The following is a 16,926-nucleotide window of genomic DNA, read 5'->3' on the forward strand; positions in this document are numbered from 1 at the left end:
CTAGCTGCCGGCCAGCTTCATGCTGTCCACCAGCACGGAACCGGTGAGCAGGCTGGAGCGGCTATCCACGTCCGCCCCCACCGCCAGCAGGTTGGCAAACATCTGCTTGAGGTTGCCGGCGATGGTGATCTCCTGCACCGGATAGGCAATCTCGCCATTCTCCACCCAGAAGCCCGCCGCACCACGGGAGTAATCCCCGGTGACGATATTCACCCCCTGGCCCATCAGCTCGGTCACCAGCAAGCCGGTGCCCATCTGCTTGAGCAACTGCTCCTGGGACTCGCCGCGCCCCTGCACCTGCCAGTTGTGGATGCCGCCGGCATGGCCGGTGGACGCCAGCCCCAGCTTGCGGCCGGAATAGCTGGTCAGCAGGTAGGTGGCCAGACGCCCCTGCTCTATGATGGCCCGGTCCCGGGTGCGCACCCCTTCGGCATCGAAGGGGGAGCTGGCCAGCCCCTTGGCCAGATGAGCCTGCTCGAACACGGTGAGCCACTCGGGGAAGATGGACTGCCCCAAGGCATCCAGCAAGAAGGAGGACTTGCGGTACAGGTTGCCGCCGCTGATGGCGGCCACCAGGTGACCAAACAGGCTGGTGGCCGCCTCGGGGGCAAACAGCACTGGCACCTGACAGGTCTTGACCTTGCGCCCCCCCAGCCGGCTGACGGTGCGCAGCACCGCCTCCTCGGCGATGCGGGCCGGCGACCAGAGGTCCTGCAGATCCCGGCAGGAGGAGTAGCTGTAGTCCCGCTCCATGTCGCCGTTCTGCTCGCCGATAAGCACGCAGCTGAGGCTGTGGCGACTACCGGCATAGCCCTTGACGAAGCCGTGGGTGTTGCCATAGACCTTGATGCCGGTGTGGCTGCTGAAGCTGGCGCCATCGGAGTGCTTGATGCGGGGATCCAGCCCCAGGGCGTGGCGCTCGCAGGCGCTGGCCAGGGCGATGCCCGCCGCCGGATCCAGGGCGGCTGGGTAAAGCAGGTCCACCTGAGGCGCATCCCAGGCCATCCAGTCCGCCTCGGCCAGGCCGGCATAAGGGTCGCAGGCGGTGTGGCGGGCGATCTCCAGGGCCGCCTCCACGCAGCGGCCCAGGGCGGCGGGACTCAAGTCCGTGGTGGAGGACGAGCCCTTGCACCCCTGGCGGTAGACGGCAATGCCCAGGGCGCCGTCCTTGTTGAACTCTATGTTCTCCACCTCGCCACCCCGGGTGTTCACCGAGATACCGGTCTGCTTGCTGATGGAGATCTCGGCGCTGTCCGCCCCCAGGGATTGGGCCAGGGCGAGGGCATCGGCCACCACAGTTTCCAATTGTGCCTGTTCCTGGCGGATCTGTTCGTCAAGGGTCATAGTAATGCGTATCCAGTGTGGGGCGCACCGCGCCCGGCCGCGAGGGTTGCCGGGGAACCGCCCCGGTTGGTAACCGCCAAGCCTACCACAGGCCACCCATCAGCGGGAGAAGCTGGTAATATATCCGCCATACTTAGCGACATGAGCGTCATATGAATCAAGATTTTGACCAGCACCAGGATGACTCCTGGGACGACGAGGACTACGTCAGCAAAAACCAGCTCAAGCGGGAGTCCACAGCCCAGCAGAAGCTGGGCGAGGAGCTGGTGGCCCTGCGGCCCAGCGAACTGGCCAAGGTGCCCCTGGATGAGGAGCTGGCGGATGCCATCGACCTGGCCCACCGCCTGGAGGGCAAGCGGGAGGCCAAGCGCCGCCACCTGCAGTTTATCGGCCGCCTGATGCGCAACCGGGACATCAGCGCCATTGAGGCCGCCATGGACGAGATCCGCAACCGCCACAGCGGGGCCAACCTGCGCCACCACAAGCTGGAGCAGTGGCGGGACCGCCTGCTGGCCGAGGGCGACGAGGTGATCAACGAGCTGCTGGCCTTAAACCACGAGCTGGATCGGCAGAAGCTGCGCCAACTGGTGCGCCAGGCCAAGAAGGAGCAGGAACAGGGCAAGGCCCCCAGCGCCTTCCGCGAGCTGTTCAAGTACCTGCGGGATGGTCTCGAAGACCAGATCTGACGCGTAAGGAGTCACCATGACCAGGCTGTTGCGTACCCTGCTACTCCTCCCCCTGCTGTGCTGGGTGGCGCCCTTGTGGGCCGCCCCCCTGGTGATCGATGTGCGCACCCCGGCGGAATACGCCCAGGGCCATGTGGCGGGCGCCCAGCAGATCGATTACCGGCAGGTGGTAACGCGCCTGGAACAGCAGCAGCTGGACAAGGCCACCCCCATCGCCCTGTACTGCCACACCGGCCGGCGCGCCGAACTGGCCCGTCAGGCCCTGCAGGCCGCCGGCTTCAGCCAGGTGGAAAACCTGGGCAGCCTGCAACAGGCCGCCCAACAGCTGGCGCAACCCATCACCCCCTGACAAGCCGGGGCGCCCTGGGCGATACTTGAGTCTGGATCCCCTGCAGGAGCGCCCATGCCCCAAACCATCCTTGACCAGATCCTGGCGGATCTGGACACCGTCATCCTCGGCAAACCCCGGGTACTGCGGTTGGCCCTGTGCTGCCTGCTGGCCCGGGGCCATCTGCTGCTGGAAGATCTGCCGGGCATGGGCAAGACCTCCCTGAGCCAGGCCCTGGCCTCCGTGCTGGGGTTGAGTTTCGCCCGGGTGCAGTTCACCGCCGATCTGCTGCCGGCGGATCTGCTGGGCCTGTCCATCTTCGATCCCCAGCAGCAGGCCTTCGCATTTCACCCCGGCCCCCTGTTCACCCAGGTGCTGTTGGCGGATGAAATCAACCGCGGCAGCCCCCGCACCCAGAGCGCCCTGCTGGAAGCCATGGCCGAGGGACAGATCAGCCAGGATGGCGTGACCCGACCGCTGCCGGATCCCTATTTTGTCATCGCCACCCAGAACCCGCTGGAGCAGACGGGCACCTTCCCCCTGCCGGAGTCCCAGCTGGATCGCTTCCTGATGCGCCTGACCCTGGGCTACCCGGATGCCCAGGCCGAGCGGCAGATGCTGCTGCAGCCCCCCAAGAGCCAACTGGCCGCCCGTCTGGACGCCGAGGGATTGCGTCGGCTGCAAACCCTGGTCAGCCAGGTACACGCCAGCCCGGCGGCGCTGGACTATCTGCTGGCCCTGGTCCAGGCCAGCCGGGCGGATCCCCAACTGCCCCACGCCCTCTCCCCCCGGGCCAGCCGCGGCCTGCTGGCGGCGGGGCGGGCCTGGGCCCTGCTGGCCGGGCGGGACTATCTGCTGCCGGATGATCTGCAGGCGGTGTTTCCCGCCGTGGCGGAGCACCGCCTGCGGGGCGCCTATGGGGCAAATCCGTCGGTGGCCAGCCTCAGCCAGCTGCTGCTGGAGCGGGTGGATCCGGTACTATGACGGGGCGGCTCAGCCACTGGCGGCAGCGCTGGCTGGCGCGGCGCATCCCGCCGGCCCCCGCCATCCGCCTGCACCGAGGCAACCTCTTCATCCTGCCCAGCCGCTTCGGCCTGGGTTACCTGCTGCTCTGCCTGGCGCTGTTTGTGCTGGGCACCAACTACCAGAACAACCTGATCCTGGCCCTGACCCTGCTGCTGCTAAGCCTGTTTGTCACCAGCATCTGGCACGCCTACTTCAACTTGGCGGGGCTGACGGTGCGCGCCGAGCCCCTGCCCCTGGGCCAGGTGGACAGTCCCCTGAGCATAGGCCTGGGACTGGACGCGCCCCATCCAGTGCAGGGCCTGCAACTCTCCCATCCCCAGGCCCTGGGCAGCCGGCTGGAACGACTGGAACAGGCGGGCCGGCTAACCCTGCTGTTCACCCCCAGCCGGCGCGGCCTCTTTGCGCCCGGCCGCGTCACCCTGCAGAGCCGGTATCCCCTGGGGCTGCTACGCTGCTGGACCCACCTCGATCTGGAACTGCAGACCCTGGTGGCCCCCCGCCCCGTGCCGGTCCCCCTGCAGCTGGCCGGCCTCAGCGGCCAGGGGGATAGCCGGCAGCGGGCCACCCATGCCGCGCCTGAGGAGCTGGCGGAGCTGCGGCCCTATCGGCCGGGCGACCCCCTCTCCCGCCTGGCCTGGCGCCAACTAGCCCAGGGCCGCGGCAAGCTGACCAAGGTGTTCGATGCCCCCCAGGGGCCGGCCCAGTGGCTGGATCTGGCCCAGACCCAGGGCGCGGATCTGGAGCAGCGCCTGGGCCAGCTGTGTCATCAGGTGCTGCTGCTTAGCCAGCGTCAGCAGCCTTTCGGCCTGAAACTGGCCAACTGGCAGCTGCCGCCGGATACCGGGGCCGAGCAGACCCGTCAGGCCCTGAGCGCCCTGGCCCGCTTCGGGCTGACACCATGAACCGCCATCCCGCCCTGCCCTGGCTCGCCGCCGCCTACCTGCTGGGCCTGCTGCCCCTGCTGGATCGCCTGAGCCCCTGGTTGCTGCTGCCCGCCGGCGCCGCCATTCTGGCCCGCCTGTTGATGGCCCTGGATCGCTTAAAGCCCCTGCCCAGACCCTGGCCTGGGCTGCTGGCTCTGGTCTCGGCCCTGCCCTTGGCGCTGCAGGCCCGCAGTCAGGGCTTGCTGGGCGCCCTGTTGGGCCTGCTGGTGCTGGGCTGCGCCTTCAAGTTCCTGGAGTTTCGCCAGCGGCGGGATCTGGGCTTTCACACCCTGGCACTCTTCTTCATGGGCGGCCTCACCCTGCTCTATCACACGGGCCCGCTGATGGGCGGCTACCTGCTGCTGTTGTGCCTGCTGGGGCTGGGCGCCCTGCTCAGCCTCTACCGGCCGGCGCCCTGGCGTCCCCAGGGACGCTTCGCCCTGCTACTGTTGCTGCAGAGCCTGCCCCTGATGCTGCTGCTGTTTGTGCTGCTGCCCCGCCTGGGCCCCCTGTGGAAGATGCCGGATCCCCGGGTCGCCAGCACTGGGCTGTCGGAGACGGTGGCACCGGGGGCCTTCAGCCAGCTGGTGCGAGACAGCCGCCTGGTGCTGCGGGCCCGCTTCGACGGGCCGCCACCGGCCCAGCGCTACTGGCGGGTCTGGGTGCATGAGATCTTTGACGGCCAGGCCTGGCACCGCCGCCCCGAACACGCCCGCTGGCAGACCCAGCTGGCCGGGTTGCCGGATACACCAAGGCCGCTGGCCGAGGGACCGGGCTACGATCTCTTGCTGGAGCCCGGCATCAACCAGCAGCTGCCGGTGCTCTGGCCCGCCACCAGCCAGGCCCAGGATCTGCGCCTGAGCCCCTGGGGGGGCTGGGCCCTGCAGCAGCCGGTGAACCAGCCTCGCCAGGTCCGTTTTTCTACCGCCAGTCTGCCACCGCCATCATTGAACGATGGCGATCGCCGCCTCAACCTGGCCCTGCCCACCGGCAATCCCCGCAGCCGCGCCCTGGTCGCCTCCTGGCGCCGGCAGAGCGGCGATGACGCCAGCCTGGTGCGCCTGGCCATGGCCTATTTTCGCAAAGCGCCCTTCGCCTATACCCTGAGCCCGCCGCCCCTGAGCGGCGATCAGGTGGATGCCTTCCTGTTCGACAGCCGGCGGGGTTTCTGCGCCCATTACGCCAGTACGCTGGCCTTCTTGCTGCGGGCCGCCGGCATACCGGCGCGGCTGGTGACCGGCTATCTGGGGGGGGAATACCAGCCTGAGGCCGGGTACCTCAGCCTGTATCAGTTCGATGCCCACGCCTGGGTGGAGGCCTGGTGGGCGGGTAGCTGGCATCGGCTCGATCCCACCGCCATGGTGGCGCCGGAGCGGGTGGAACAGGGGCTGGACCAGCTGGTGGGGGCGGACGAGTTCCTCGCCGCCGATCCCTTCAGCCTGCAGCGCTACCGCCAGGTGCCGCTGCTCAACGAGCTGCGGCTGTGGCTGGCCGAGCTGGATTACCGCTGGACCCTCTGGGTGGTGAACTACGATGGGAGCCGGCAGCACCGCCTGCTGGGCTGGCTGGGCAGCGAATCCCTCTGGGCGCGGGCTGCCTGGCTGCTGGGCGGTGGTGTGCTGTTGGCGGGGTTGGTGAGTCTGGGGCTCTGGTGGGGACGCCGCCCCGCCCCCGAGGCCGAAGCGGTGCGGCTGTACCGGCGCGCCTGCCGCAAGTTGACCCGGCGTGGCGTGGGGCCGGCCCCCGGTGAGACCCCGCGGGCCTATGCCCAGCGCCTGACCCAGATCCCCCGGCCCGAGGCCGAGGTCATGACAGAAATCGCCGAGCTGCTGGGCCAGTTGCGTTACGCCAAGACGACGAAGCCGGGCACCCTGGCCCGGCTTCGCCTGCTGGTGCGGCGACGCTAGCGGGTGCCGCCCACCGTCAGGCTGTCGAGCTTCAGGGTCGGTTGACCCACCCCGACCGGCACACTCTGACCATCCTTGCCGCACACCCCCACCCCGGCGTCCAGCGCCAGATCCCGACCCACCATGGAGACCTGGCCCATGGCCTCGGGACCGTTGCCGATCAGGGTCGCACCCTTGATGGGGGTGGTGATCTTGCCGTTTTCGATGAGGTAGGCCTCGGAGGCGGAGAAGACGAACTTGCCCGAGGTGATATCCACCTGGCCGCCGCCGAAGTTGGGGGCATAGATGCCCTGCTTGACCGAGGCGATGATCTCCTCGGGCTCATACTCGCCGGCCAGCATGTAGGTGTTGGTCATGCGCGGCATGGGCAGGTGGGCGTAGGACTCCCGCCGGCCGTTGCCGGTGGGGGCCATGCCCATCAGGCGGGCGTTGAGCTTGTCCTGTAGATAGCCCTTGAGGATGCCGTTTTCGATCAACACGTTGTACTGCCCCGGGGTGCCCTCGTCGTCTATGGTGACGGAACCGCGGCGGCCCGCCAGGCTGCCGTCATCCACTATGGTGCAGTGCTTGGAGGCCACCTGCTGGCCCAGCTTGCCGGCGAAGGCCGACGAGCCCTTGCGGTTGAAGTCCCCCTCCAGGCCGTGGCCCACCGCCTCGTGCAGCAGCACACCGGGCCAGCCGGCCCCCAGCACCACCGGCATGGCACCGGCGGGGGCATCCACCGCCTCCAGGTTCACCAGGGCCTGGCGCACCGCCTCCCGCACGTAGCCCAGGGCGCGGATCTCCTCCCCCACGGGGTCGAAGAAGTAGTCATAACCGAAGCGACCGCCGCCGCCGCTGGAGCCCCGCTCGCGGCGGCCATTGCGCTCCGCCAGCACGGTGCAGTTGAGGCGCACCAGGGGGCGGATGTCCGCCGCCAGCGTGCCGTCGGTGGCCGCCACCAGCACCTCCTCGTAGACGCCGGAGAGGGAGACGATGACCTGGCTCACCGCCGGATCCAGGCCACGGGCAAACTTGTCCATCTGCTCCAGCAGGGCAATCTTCTGCTGCTTATCCAGGGTCCCCAGCGGATCCGTGGTGCAATACAGCTGCTTGGGCTGGCGGGGCTGCCAGATCTGGATCTGCCCCTCGCCGCCGGCGTTGGCGATGCCCCGGGCGGCGATGACGGACTGACTCAGGGCGTGGAGGGAGAGCTCATCGGAATAGGCGAAGCCGGTCTTCTCGCCGCTGATGGCCCGCACCCCCACCCCTTGATCTATGTTGTAGCTGCCATCCTTGACGATGCCGTCTTCCAGCATCCAGGACTCGTGATAGCTGCTCTGAAAATAAAGGTCACCAAAATCCACCCTGTGCTGCATCAGCTGACGCAGCAGGCGGGCCAGGATGGCCTCATCCAGTTCATGGGGTAACAGCAGACTCTCGGTGACGTTGTTCAGCAGCATGGCTCATCTCTTTGGCCCGGCAGCAGGCGGGCATGTTGCAGGACCGGCATCCGGCGGCGGATATCGGTCAAATGGTCCAACGGCAGGTCGGCCACGACCAGCCCCACTCCCTCGGCCTGGCAGGCCAGCAGCTGGCCCCAGCCATCCAGGATCAGGCTGTGCCCCCAGGTGTGGCGATCACCCCCGTGATGGCCCCACTGATTGGCGGCCAGCACCAGGCACTGATTCTCGATAGCCCGGGCCTGCAGCAACGGCAGCCAGTGGGCCTGGCCCGTCACCTGGGTGAAGGCGGCAGGCACCAGCAGGATATCGGCCCCCGCCTGACGCAGGCGGCGATACAGCTCGGGGAAGCGCACATCGTAACAGATGGAGAGCCCCAGGCCACCGAAGGGGGACGGCACCACCACGGGCTCACTGCCGGCGCTGAAGCTGTCAGACTCCCGATAGCGGCCGTGGCCGTCCGGCACATCCACGTCGAACAGGTGGATCTTGTGGTAGTGGCCGCGCCGCACGCCCTGATCGTCATACACCAGGCTGCTGGTGTAGGGCCGCGGGCAGTCGCTTTGGATGGGCATGGCGCCCATCACCAGCCAGATGCCGAACTCCCGGGCCCACTGGGCCAGCTGGGCCTGGATCGGCCCCGCCCCCAAAGGTTCGGCCAGGGCCGCATAATCGGCGGGGCGCCCCAGGCAGGCGGCGTTTTCCGGCAGCAGCACCAGGCAGGGCCGCTGGGGGGGCAGGGCCGCCAGCTGGGCGGCAATCGCCGCCCGGTTGGTGGGCCAGTCTGCCCCGGATGTGAGTTGGATGGCAACCAGTTTCATGTTCAGCGACTCCCTCCGGTACGCACCGGGCCTATGGTCTTCTGCTGGCGCTCCAGCTCCTTCACCACGGGATCCCGCCAGGGACCGCTCACCTGATATTTCACCTGGGTGATGGCATCGATCACCGGCTCCAGCAGGGTGGAGAGGGCCAGCACGTAGACACCGGCGATGGGAGTGGCGGTCACCGCCGCCGCCGCCGCCAGGCCGCCGCTGAGCTGAGGCGCAAACTGGATCTGATAATCCAGGGTTTCGGCCACCAGATCCACCTTGCCTTGGCCGGTCAGCTCACCGGCACTGCTCTTGAGCCGCAGATCCTGGCTGCGCAGCACCCCCTGATGGATCTCCGCCGAGGTGCGAATGCTGTCGAAGGCGAAGCCCTGCTGGAAGATGTCACGAAAATCCAGGTTGATGCGCTTGATCAGGGCGGAGAAGGAAAGCACCGACAGCAGCCGCGCCCCCGTACTCTCCACCTGGCGGATCACGCCGGCCCCGGTCTTCAGGCTGAGTTTACCGTCCAGATGGGGCAGATCCAGGGCGTACAGGGGACCGGGCCAGCGCAGGGACAGGCTGCCGGTGGCCGGAGCCCCCTCCAGGCCACTGGCGATCCCCAGGCTCTTATCCAGGGCCGCCAGGCTGTCGGTTTTGAGATCCGCCGCCAACGTCACCTCGGCATGCTGGCCATCGGCCCACCAGTGGCCCTGACCGGTAAACCGGCTGCCGGGCTCCGGCTGCCAATTCAGATCCTTGAGATCCACCCCCTTGTCGCTGGGTTTGACCTCGCCGGAGAAGTGGCCCAGGGCCAGATCGCCATAGTGGCAGTCCAGGCAACGCAAGCGCACCCAGGGCAGCTGGCGGATCCAGGCCTGCTGTTGAGCCGGCGCCGGTGTGGGCTCGGGCTCTAGATCCGCCTGTTCACCCTCCGGCCAGCGCAGCTGGGTCAGCTCCAGCTCCCAGGGCTCGGAGGCCTGGTGGGGACGACGCAGCTGACCGGTCAGCTCATCGCTGCTCACCTGCCACAGCATATCCGGCCCGCTGTGCTGCAGCTTGATCCCCACGTCGTGGAAATAGTGTTGCCCCACCAGCAGGCTGTCGGTGCGCAAGCGCACCAGGCGCGGCGACGGCAGGCCGCGCTGATCCGGCAGGCTGCCGGACAGGCCGGAGAGCAGGCCGGCCCAGGGGGCCAGCTCCAGCTCGGGCCAGGCCAGGGTCACCTCCAACGGTGCCGCCCCCTCCTTGGCCAGGGCGCGGCCCGCCTCGTTGGAGAGGGCCAGGCGCTGCAGGCTGGCCTTGTCATCCCACTTGGCCGCCAGCTGCAGATCTTCGTTCAGGTTGGCCAGCAACTGGCTGCCCTCCTGATTGCCCCGGGCCGCCAAACGCAACGGCCAGGTGGACTCCGCCGCCTTCTGGTAGGGTGCCGGCAGCGCCAGGCTCAGCCCCTGCAGATCGCTGTTCAGGCTGGCCTTGTAGTCAAAGTCGCCGCCGTGCAGGGTCAGATCCAGCTGGCCGGCCCACTGGGCCTCGCCGCTCAGCCGTTGCCGCAGGGTGTCGGTCAGCGGCAGCTGCTGACCCGCCCAGCGGCCCTGGGCTGACAAGGTGACGCCGTAGCCGTCCCGGCCATCGGGTCCCAGGGGCTGCCCCTGGTAGCTGAGGCGCAGGGGTTGGCCCCACAGCTTGGCCTGCAGATCGGTGAAGCGGGTATGGCTGTCGTTGAACAGCAGGGTGCCGGTGGCCCCCTCCAGGGTCAGCCCGCCGTACTGCACCCGATTGTTGTTGAAGGCCACCTGACCGCTCACCAGGGGGGTGGCGTGGGCCAAGGGGATGGCCAGCTGCAGGGCGGCCTGGACATCGCCGTCCACCTGCACCTGGCTCAGGGCCGCGCCGACGCTGCCGGCCAGGGGGGAGCGCTTGAGGTAATCCCGCACCCCACTGCCCGGCCCCGCCAGATCGGCGTTGATGAAGAAGGAGTGCCCCGGCCACAGATGGGGGAACCAGGCATCCAGCCGGCTCACCGCCACCTGGCCCAGGCGGGCCTGCTGGCCGGCCAGCCGCAGGCTGTCATCCTGGAACAAGAGATCCAGCTGCAGATCACGGATGGGCTGCCAGCCAGGCTGGAAGGCGAAGGTGGCCTGTTGCAAGGGCACCGCCACCTGGAAGATGCCGCTGCCATCGTGGAAGGGAAAGTGTGCTGGCGCCCCGTCCCACAGCAGGCGCGCCCCCTGCACCCGGCCGCCCTGGATGGCCGCCTTGAGGTAGGCCACCAGCTCATGACCCATGGCCGGCACCGGATAGTAACGCCAGGCCTGGCCGGCATCCGCCAGATCCAGCCCCAGATCCAGGTGCAGCACGGGGGACTGACCCGGCAGCAGATCCAGTGCCCCCTGGCCGTTGGCGGTCAAGGCGCCGCTGCCAAGATCCAGATCGGCGAACGCCAGCCGCCAGCCATCGCCCAAGCGGTGCAGCTCGCCATCCAGTTGCAATTGGGTCAGGGGCAAGGGCGCCAGGAAGTTATCGCCCACCGGCAGGGTCTGGGCCGGGGCGCTCACCTTAAAGCGCGCCTGCTCATCGTTGGCGGCGAAGGCCAGTTCCACCCCCTGGGCCCCCGGCATGGCGGCCCACTGTTGCCACTGCAGTTGGCTCACCCGGCCACTGAACCACCAGGGCTGACCAGGCTGCTGAGCCAGGGTCAGGTCCGTCAGCCGGCCGTTGGGGGCCAGGCCGGCCAGGGCGCGACCCGGACCGCTGTCCGCCGGCAACCACTGCCCCAGCAGGGGACGCAGGGCCCCCAGCTCGATATCGTCCAGCCGCCCCTGCAACCGGCCATCCACCTGGTCCAACTGGGCCTGCCAGGGATGCCAGCCCGCCGCATGGTGAACTTGCACGTCCCGAGTGGCCAGCTGCCAGCCGTCGGCCAGCCGCAGCCACTGCAGTTGGCCGCCCCGCACCGCCAGCTGTTGCGGTTGCCCCTGTTGCTGCCAGGCCAGGTGGTTTTCTCCCAGCTTAACCAGCAGCGACTGCCACTGACCCGGTTGCCGGGTCAGCCAGAGGGACAGGTCCAGCTGTGCCTGCACCTCGGCCGGCGGGTTGAGTAACAGGCGCGACAGCAGACCCGCGTCCTGCAGCCGGGAGCTGAGATAGAGTTGTCCGGCGAGCCGGTCGGGATGGGCGGCAGGGCCACTGAAGTCGGCCTGCAGGGTCAGGCGGTTATGGGTGCCCCCCTCCTGCAGCAACAGCTCACCGGCACCCCAATGGCGGTCGCCCTGATTGCGCCAGTGCAGCTGGGGTATGGTGAAGCGCGCCAGGGGCGCCAGCCGCCCCTGCAGTTGCAACTGCCCCTGGCGCAGGGAGAAGGCGGCAAAGCCCCCCAGCAGACGCTGCAGCAGCGGGGTGAGATCCGGGCCGGAGGCCCCATCGGCGGTCAACGGCAGCACCGGCAGCCCCTGGCCGCTGGCCAGGGTCAGCCGCGGCCGTACCAGCTCCAACTCTTCCAGCACCCATTGCCGCTGCAGCAGGCTCTGCCACAGATCCAGGTGCAGGTAGGCAGAGTCCAGGGTGAGTTGCCAGCGGGCCTCAGGCTGCCCCAGCTGCAGATCCTCCAGGGCCAGGGTGGGGCCATAGCGAGTCCAGGCCAGGGTCAGGCCCCCCAGTCGGGTGGGCTGACCGCTGGCCTGCTGGATCCAGGTTTGCAGCAGATCGCGCTGGTTATGCAGATAGGGCAAGCCGAAACGGGCCCAGCTGATGAGCAGGGCCAGCACCAGGCAGCCGATCCCCAACATGCACCACAGATGGGAAACGAGGCGGCGCAGCACTTACATCATCACCACATCGAACTGTTCCTGGCTGTAGAGGGGTTCGGCTTGCACCTTGACCTCCTTGCCAATGAACACTTCCAGTTCGGCCAGGCTGTGGGACTCCTCCACGTGCAGGGCTTCGGCCACCGCCAAGGAGGCGTAGACCACGAAGCGGTCGGCATCGTAGGCGCGGTTGACCCGCAGCACCTCCCGCAGTATCTCGAAACAGACCGACTCCACCGTCTTGACCCGGCCGCGCCCCTTGCATTCGGGACACTCGGCGCACAGCACGTGCTCCAGGCTCTCCCGGGTGCGCTTGCGGGTCATCTCCACCAGGCCCAGCTGGGAGAAGCCGTTGACGCTGGTCTTGGCTCTGTCCTTGGCCAGGGCCTGCTCCAGGCTCTGTAGCACCCGGCGGCGATGGTCCTCGGACTGCATGTCGATGAAGTCGATGATGATGATGCCCCCCAGGTTACGCAGTCGCAGCTGGCGGGCGATGGCGGCGGTGGCCTCCAGATTGGTGTTGAAGATGGTCTCTTCCAGGTTGCGATGGCCGACGAAGGCGCCGGTGTTGATGTCCACCGTGGTCATGGCCTCGGTCTGGTCGAGGATCAGGTAGCCGCCGGACTTGAGCTCCACCTTGCGCTCCAGGGCGCGCTGGATTTCGTTCTCCACGTCGTACATGTCGAAGATGGGCGACTCGCCGGAGTAGTAGTCCAGCTTGGGATTGAGCTCGGGGACAAACTCCTCGGTGAACTGCTTGAGCTGCTCGAAGGTCAGGCGGGAGTCCACCCGGATCCGGTCCAGCTCGGTGCCGACAAAGTCCCGCAGGATGCGAAACGCCAGGCTCAGATCCTCGTACAGCACGCTACAGGGCTTGTACTTGCCGCGGCGCTCCAGCACCTTGCGCCACAACCGCTTCAAGAAGACGGTGTCCTGCTCCAGCTCCCGCTCCCCCACCCCTTCGGCGGCGGTGCGGATGATGAAGCCCCCCAGCTCGTCCACGTGCTGGGAGACGATGTTCTTCAGCCGCTCCCGCTCCTCCTCGGACTCGATGCGCTGGGAGACCCCCACGTGGGCGCTGCCGGGCATGAACACCAGGTAGCGGGAGGGCAAGGTGATGTCGGTGGTGAGGCGGGCGCCCTTGGTGCTGATGGGATCTTTCACCACCTGCACCATGATGTCCTGGCCCTGGCGCACCAGCTCGGCGATGTTGCGGGCCTGGAAGTGATGCTTCTCCTGCACGTCCACACACTCGGTGTGGGGCACTATGTCCGAGGCGTGCAGGAAGGCGGCCTTGTCCATGCCGATGTCCACGAAGGCGGCCTGCATGCCCGGCAACACCCGGCTGATCTTGCCCTTGTAGATGTTGCCGACGATCCCGCGCTTGGCCTGGCGCTCTATGTGCACCTCCTGCAGCATGCCGTGATCCACCAGGGCGACCCGGGTTTCGGAGGGGGTGACGTTGACCAGCAATTCTGTGGACATGGATCCTAATCCTGCTTCTTATCCAGCCTGCTGTTGCAGCAGGTCCTGCAACAGTTCATCGGTTTCCAGCAGGGGCAGCCCCACCACGGCACTGTAACTGCCTTCGATGCGTTTGACGAACTTACCGGCCCGCCCCTGAATACCATAGGCACCTGCCTTGTCGCAGGGTTCCCCGGTGCTCCAATAATCCTGCATCTCGGCCTCGGATACTGCCCGGAAGGTCACATCCGTACAGACTAGCCGCAGCGCCATGCCCTGGGGGCTGGCCAGGGCCACTGCAGTCATCACCACATGAGTCCGACCGGAGAGGGCCGTCAGCATGGCAAGGGCGTCCGCCTTGTCCTTGGGCTTCTCCAGCACCCGCTCCCCCAGCACCACTATGGTGTCGGCCCCCAGCACGGCGCCGTGACCGCCGCAGGCATGCAGACCGGCCGCCGCCTTCTGTTGCGCCAGCCGCTGCACATAGTCCACCGGTGCCTCGCCATCTTCCCGCACCTCGGGCACCTGCACGCTGATCACCTGGAAGGTGTAACCCAGCTGGGTTAGCAGCTCGCGACGCCGGGGAGAGGCGGAGGCCAGATAGAGGGGAACAGCAAGATGTGCCATGGGATCACCGAATATGATAACGACGCCGGATCCGGCGCAGGGTCAGGTAGACCCAGGGCCAGACCAGGCAGGTGGTCAGGGAGGTCCAGAACAGCCGGTAGTGCAGGAAGGCCACCGAAAACAGGTGTTCCGCCCAGAAGATCACCAGCTGCCCAAGCAGGGAGACGCAGCCCATCACCAGGGCCTGCTGCCAGACGGAAAAGTTGCGGATCTTCTGGAACTGGCTGGCCACCACATAAGCCATGATGGCCAACGCCAGGGCGCGCACCCCTAGGGTGCTGCCCAGCAGCATATCCAGCAGCAGGCCCGCCAGCCAGGCGCTGCCCACATTGACCCTGTGGGGCAAGGCCAGCACCCAGTAGATCACCACCAGCATCACCCAGTCGGGGCGGAAGCTATCCAGCGCCGGCGGCAGGGGTATGATGGCCAGCACCATGGCCACCAGTATGGTCAGGTAGATGGAGCCTTTGCCGTGTCCTGTGACCGTCATGGTGAGCCCTCCGTGGTGGTGGCGGCCGAGGCGGTACTCATGGCCGCAGACGGCGCCGCCAGGATCGGCTGCTTACCCTGATCCGCCGGCCACAGCAGCAAGAGGTAACGCAACCGATCCAGCTCGGCCAGGGGCTTGGCCTTCACCTCGGCGAAGGGCTTGCCCTCCTCATAGGCGAAACGGGTGATGCGGGCCACCGGATAGCCCATGGGGAAGCGCCCGCCGAGACCGGAGGTGACCAGCAGATCCCCCTCCTGAATGTCGGCGTTGCGGGTGATGTTCTTCAGCTCCAGCTCGTCGATGCTGCCGGTACCGCTGGCGATGGCGCGGATGTCGTTGCGGGCGATGCGCACCGGCAGGGCATGGCTGGCATCCGTGATCAGCAGCACCCGGCTGGTGGTCTTGCCCACGCTCAGCACCTGACCCACCACCCCCTGATCGTTGAGCACCGGCTGACCGTCGTAGACGCCATTGAGGGTGCCCTTGTCGATCACCACCTGATGGACGAAGGGATCCGAGTCCACCGCCATGATCTGGGCCACCATCTTGCGGGCATCCAGGTTGATGGGCGAGCCCAGCAGCTGATGCAGTCGCTGGTTCTCCTGGGTGAGCTGCTGCAGGCGCAACAACTCGCCCCGCACCAGGAACAGCTGCTGTTGCAGCTGATCGTTCTCGTCCATCAGGCTCTCGCGACTGCGGAACTGGGTGCGCACCCCGCCCACCAGCTGTTTGGGCAGGTTGGCCAGGTAGATGAGCGGGCTGACCAGGGAGTTCATGTAGACCCGGCTGGAGTCGAACAGGTGAAAGCGGGCATCGGCCACGATGCAGGCGACCGAGACCAGAACGGTAAAAAAGAGTCTCAGCTGGAGAGACGGGCCACGGCCAAATAAGGGCTTCATCAAGACACCAATAGCAGACCGGCCCTCGACGGGCCGGTCATGCTCTTATTCGTAGTGGAACAGGTCGCCACCGTGCATGTCGATGAGCTCCAGGGCTCGACCGCCACCACGGGCCACACAGGTGAGAGGATCCTCGGCCACCACCACAGGGATGCCGGTCTCTTCCATCAGCAGACGATCCAGATCCCGCAGCAGGGCGCCACCGCCGGTGAGCACCATGCCCTTCTCGGAGATGTCGGAAGCCAGTTCAGGCGGGGATTGTTCCAGGGCCACCATGACGGCGCTGACGATACCGGTCAGCGGCTCTTGCAGGGCCTCCAGGATCTCGTTGGAGTTGAGGGTGAAGCTGCGGGGTACCCCTTCGGCCAGGTTACGACCGCGCACCTCGATCTCGCGCACCTCGTCGCCGGGATAGGCAGAGCCGATCTCGTGCTTGATGCGCTCGGCGGTGGCCTCACCGATCAGGCTGCCGTAGTTGCGACGCACATAGCTGATGATGGCTTCGTCAAACTTGTCGCCACCGATGCGCACGGAGGAGGAGTAGACCACGCCGTTCAGGGAGATGATGGCCACTTCGGTGGTCCCGCCACCGATGTCCACCACCATGGAGCCGGTGGCTTCGGAGACCGGCAGGCCGGCACCGATGGCGGCGGCCATGGGTTCGTCGATCAGGTACACCTCACGGGCGCCGGCGCCCTGAGCGGATTCCTTGATGGCACGACGCTCTACCTGGGTGGAGCCGCAGGGAACACACACCAGCACGCGGGGGCTGGGGCGCAGGAAATTGTTCTCGTGCACCTGCTTGATGAAGTGCTGCAGCATCTTCTCGGTGACGGAGAAGTCGGCGATCACCCCGTCCTTCATGGGCCGGATGGCGGCGATGTTGCCGGGGGTACGCCCCAGCATCAGCTTGGCCGCATGGCCCACCGCCGCAACGGACTTGGCACTGCCGCCCCGCTCCTGGCGGATGGCGACCACAGAGGGCTCGTTCAACACAATGCCTTTACCCTTCACGTAGATCAGGGTGTTGGCGGTACCCAAGTCGATCGACAGATCGTTGGAAAAAAGACCTCTGAGTTTCTTGAACATGGTTGCGGGGGATCCTGGAAAGTGGAAGTGCGAAAAACCGGCTCACTTTACCAACCCCCGCTCCAGAGGGCAAGCCAGGCGGGACGCCG

At 67.3% G+C, this 16,926-nt stretch carries 14 protein-coding genes; 5 read left to right on the forward strand and 9 right to left on the reverse strand.

The features are described from left to right. Positions 1-1,344, reverse strand: coding sequence for a metalloprotease PmbA (gene pmbA, locus ABHF91_RS14420; RefSeq protein ID WP_409420951.1), 1,344 nt, complete (start codon positions 1,342-1,344; stop codon positions 1-3). A gap of 152 nt (positions 1,345-1,496) precedes the next feature. On the opposite strand from pmbA, the gene yjgA reads away from it, so the two are divergent. Genes yjgA through ABHF91_RS14445 form a run of 5 tightly spaced genes read left to right on the forward strand, consistent with a single transcriptional unit; the run spans position 1,497 to position 6,214 of the window. Continuing rightward, positions 1,497-2,030: a ribosome biogenesis factor YjgA gene (gene yjgA / locus ABHF91_RS14425; RefSeq protein WP_409420952.1), complete on the forward strand. Its 534-nt coding sequence runs from the start codon at positions 1,497-1,499 to the stop codon at positions 2,028-2,030. Between the two features lie 16 nt (positions 2,031-2,046). Next, positions 2,047-2,379 (forward strand): rhodanese-like domain-containing protein, encoded by a 333-nt coding sequence (locus ABHF91_RS14430; RefSeq protein ID WP_409420953.1) that lies wholly within the window; start codon positions 2,047-2,049, stop codon positions 2,377-2,379. A 54-nt stretch (positions 2,380-2,433) separates the two neighbouring features. Next, positions 2,434-3,342 carry an AAA family ATPase gene (locus ABHF91_RS14435; RefSeq protein WP_409420954.1) on the forward strand — a complete coding sequence of 303 codons (909 nt, stop codon included), beginning with the start codon at positions 2,434-2,436 and terminating at the stop codon, positions 3,340-3,342. Further along, the gene (locus tag ABHF91_RS14440) at positions 3,339-4,286 is read left to right on the forward strand and encodes a DUF58 domain-containing protein (RefSeq protein WP_409420955.1); all 948 of its coding nucleotides are present in this window, start codon (positions 3,339-3,341) and stop codon (positions 4,284-4,286) included. Before ABHF91_RS14435 ends, ABHF91_RS14440 begins: the two co-directional genes overlap by 4 nt. Further along, positions 4,283-6,214 (forward strand): DUF3488 and DUF4129 domain-containing transglutaminase family protein, encoded by a 1,932-nt coding sequence (locus ABHF91_RS14445; RefSeq protein ID WP_409420956.1) that lies wholly within the window; start codon positions 4,283-4,285, stop codon positions 6,212-6,214. The genes ABHF91_RS14440 and ABHF91_RS14445 overlap by 4 nt, the downstream gene beginning before the upstream one ends. Here the strand turns inward: ABHF91_RS14445 and tldD are convergent. Genes tldD through ABHF91_RS14485 form a run of 8 tightly spaced genes read right to left on the reverse strand, consistent with a single transcriptional unit; the run spans position 6,211 to position 16,837 of the window. Continuing rightward, positions 6,211-7,656, reverse strand: coding sequence for a metalloprotease TldD (gene tldD, locus ABHF91_RS14450; RefSeq protein WP_409420957.1), 1,446 nt, complete (start codon positions 7,654-7,656; stop codon positions 6,211-6,213). The two genes, ABHF91_RS14445 and tldD, sit on opposite strands and share 4 nt — an antisense overlap. After that, entirely contained in the window at positions 7,647-8,477 is an 831-nt protein-coding gene (locus ABHF91_RS14455) for a carbon-nitrogen hydrolase family protein (RefSeq protein ID WP_409420958.1), read from the reverse strand. Before ABHF91_RS14455 ends, tldD begins: the two co-directional genes overlap by 10 nt. 2 nt (positions 8,478-8,479) lie before the next feature. Beyond that, a complete protein-coding gene (locus ABHF91_RS14460) occupies positions 8,480-12,283 on the reverse strand; it encodes a YhdP family protein (protein ID WP_409420959.1) in 3,804 nt (1,267 codons plus the stop codon). Then, complete coding sequence (gene rng, locus ABHF91_RS14465) at positions 12,284-13,753, reverse strand: ribonuclease G (protein WP_409420960.1); 1,470 nt, start codon at positions 13,751-13,753, stop codon at positions 12,284-12,286. Between the two features lie 18 nt (positions 13,754-13,771). Then, positions 13,772-14,359: a Maf family protein gene (locus tag ABHF91_RS14470; protein WP_409420961.1), complete on the reverse strand. Its 588-nt coding sequence runs from the start codon at positions 14,357-14,359 to the stop codon at positions 13,772-13,774. A 4-nt stretch (positions 14,360-14,363) separates the two neighbouring features. Next, on the reverse strand, positions 14,364-14,849 hold the full coding sequence (gene mreD, locus ABHF91_RS14475; protein WP_345015123.1) for a rod shape-determining protein MreD: 486 nt from the start codon (positions 14,847-14,849) through the stop codon (positions 14,364-14,366). Further along, complete coding sequence (mreC, locus tag ABHF91_RS14480; RefSeq protein WP_409420962.1) at positions 14,846-15,748, reverse strand: rod shape-determining protein MreC; 903 nt, start codon at positions 15,746-15,748, stop codon at positions 14,846-14,848. The genes mreD and mreC overlap by 4 nt, the downstream gene beginning before the upstream one ends. A 45-nt stretch (positions 15,749-15,793) precedes the next feature. Further along, complete coding sequence (locus ABHF91_RS14485; protein WP_345015119.1) at positions 15,794-16,837, reverse strand: rod shape-determining protein; 1,044 nt, start codon at positions 16,835-16,837, stop codon at positions 15,794-15,796. Positions 16,838-16,926: the final 89 nt, after the last annotated feature.

It is taken from the genome of Pseudaeromonas aegiceratis, assembly GCF_046254905.1.
GTDB classification, from domain to species: Bacteria; Pseudomonadota; Gammaproteobacteria; order Enterobacterales; family Aeromonadaceae; genus Pseudaeromonas; species Pseudaeromonas aegiceratis.

What these genes read in the sequence shown, in the direction of transcription:
- ABHF91_RS14430 (WP_409420953.1), top strand. Translation starts at nt 2,047, where the DNA reads ATGACCAGGCTGTTGCGTACCCTGCTACTCCTCCCCCTGCTGTGCTGG.
- mreD (WP_345015123.1), bottom strand. Translation starts at nt 14,849, where the DNA reads ATGACGGTCACAGGACACGGCAAAGGCTCCATCTACCTGACCATACTG.
- ABHF91_RS14485 (WP_345015119.1), bottom strand. Translation starts at nt 16,837, where the DNA reads ATGTTCAAGAAACTCAGAGGTCTTTTTTCCAACGATCTGTCGATCGAC.
- tldD (WP_409420957.1), bottom strand. Translation starts at nt 7,656, where the DNA reads ATGCTGCTGAACAACGTCACCGAGAGTCTGCTGTTACCCCATGAACTG.
- ABHF91_RS14470 (WP_409420961.1), bottom strand. Translation starts at nt 14,359, where the DNA reads ATGGCACATCTTGCTGTTCCCCTCTATCTGGCCTCCGCCTCTCCCCGG.
- yjgA (WP_409420952.1), top strand. Translation starts at nt 1,497, where the DNA reads ATGAATCAAGATTTTGACCAGCACCAGGATGACTCCTGGGACGACGAG.
- ABHF91_RS14440 (WP_409420955.1), top strand. Translation starts at nt 3,339, where the DNA reads ATGACGGGGCGGCTCAGCCACTGGCGGCAGCGCTGGCTGGCGCGGCGC.
- ABHF91_RS14455 (WP_409420958.1), bottom strand. Translation starts at nt 8,477, where the DNA reads ATGAAACTGGTTGCCATCCAACTCACATCCGGGGCAGACTGGCCCACC.
- ABHF91_RS14435 (WP_409420954.1), top strand. Translation starts at nt 2,434, where the DNA reads ATGCCCCAAACCATCCTTGACCAGATCCTGGCGGATCTGGACACCGTC.
- rng (WP_409420960.1), bottom strand. Translation starts at nt 13,753, where the DNA reads ATGTCCACAGAATTGCTGGTCAACGTCACCCCCTCCGAAACCCGGGTC.
- ABHF91_RS14445 (WP_409420956.1), top strand. Translation starts at nt 4,283, where the DNA reads ATGAACCGCCATCCCGCCCTGCCCTGGCTCGCCGCCGCCTACCTGCTG.
- mreC (WP_409420962.1), bottom strand. Translation starts at nt 15,748, where the DNA reads ATGAAGCCCTTATTTGGCCGTGGCCCGTCTCTCCAGCTGAGACTCTTT.
- pmbA (WP_409420951.1), bottom strand. Translation starts at nt 1,344, where the DNA reads ATGACCCTTGACGAACAGATCCGCCAGGAACAGGCACAATTGGAAACT.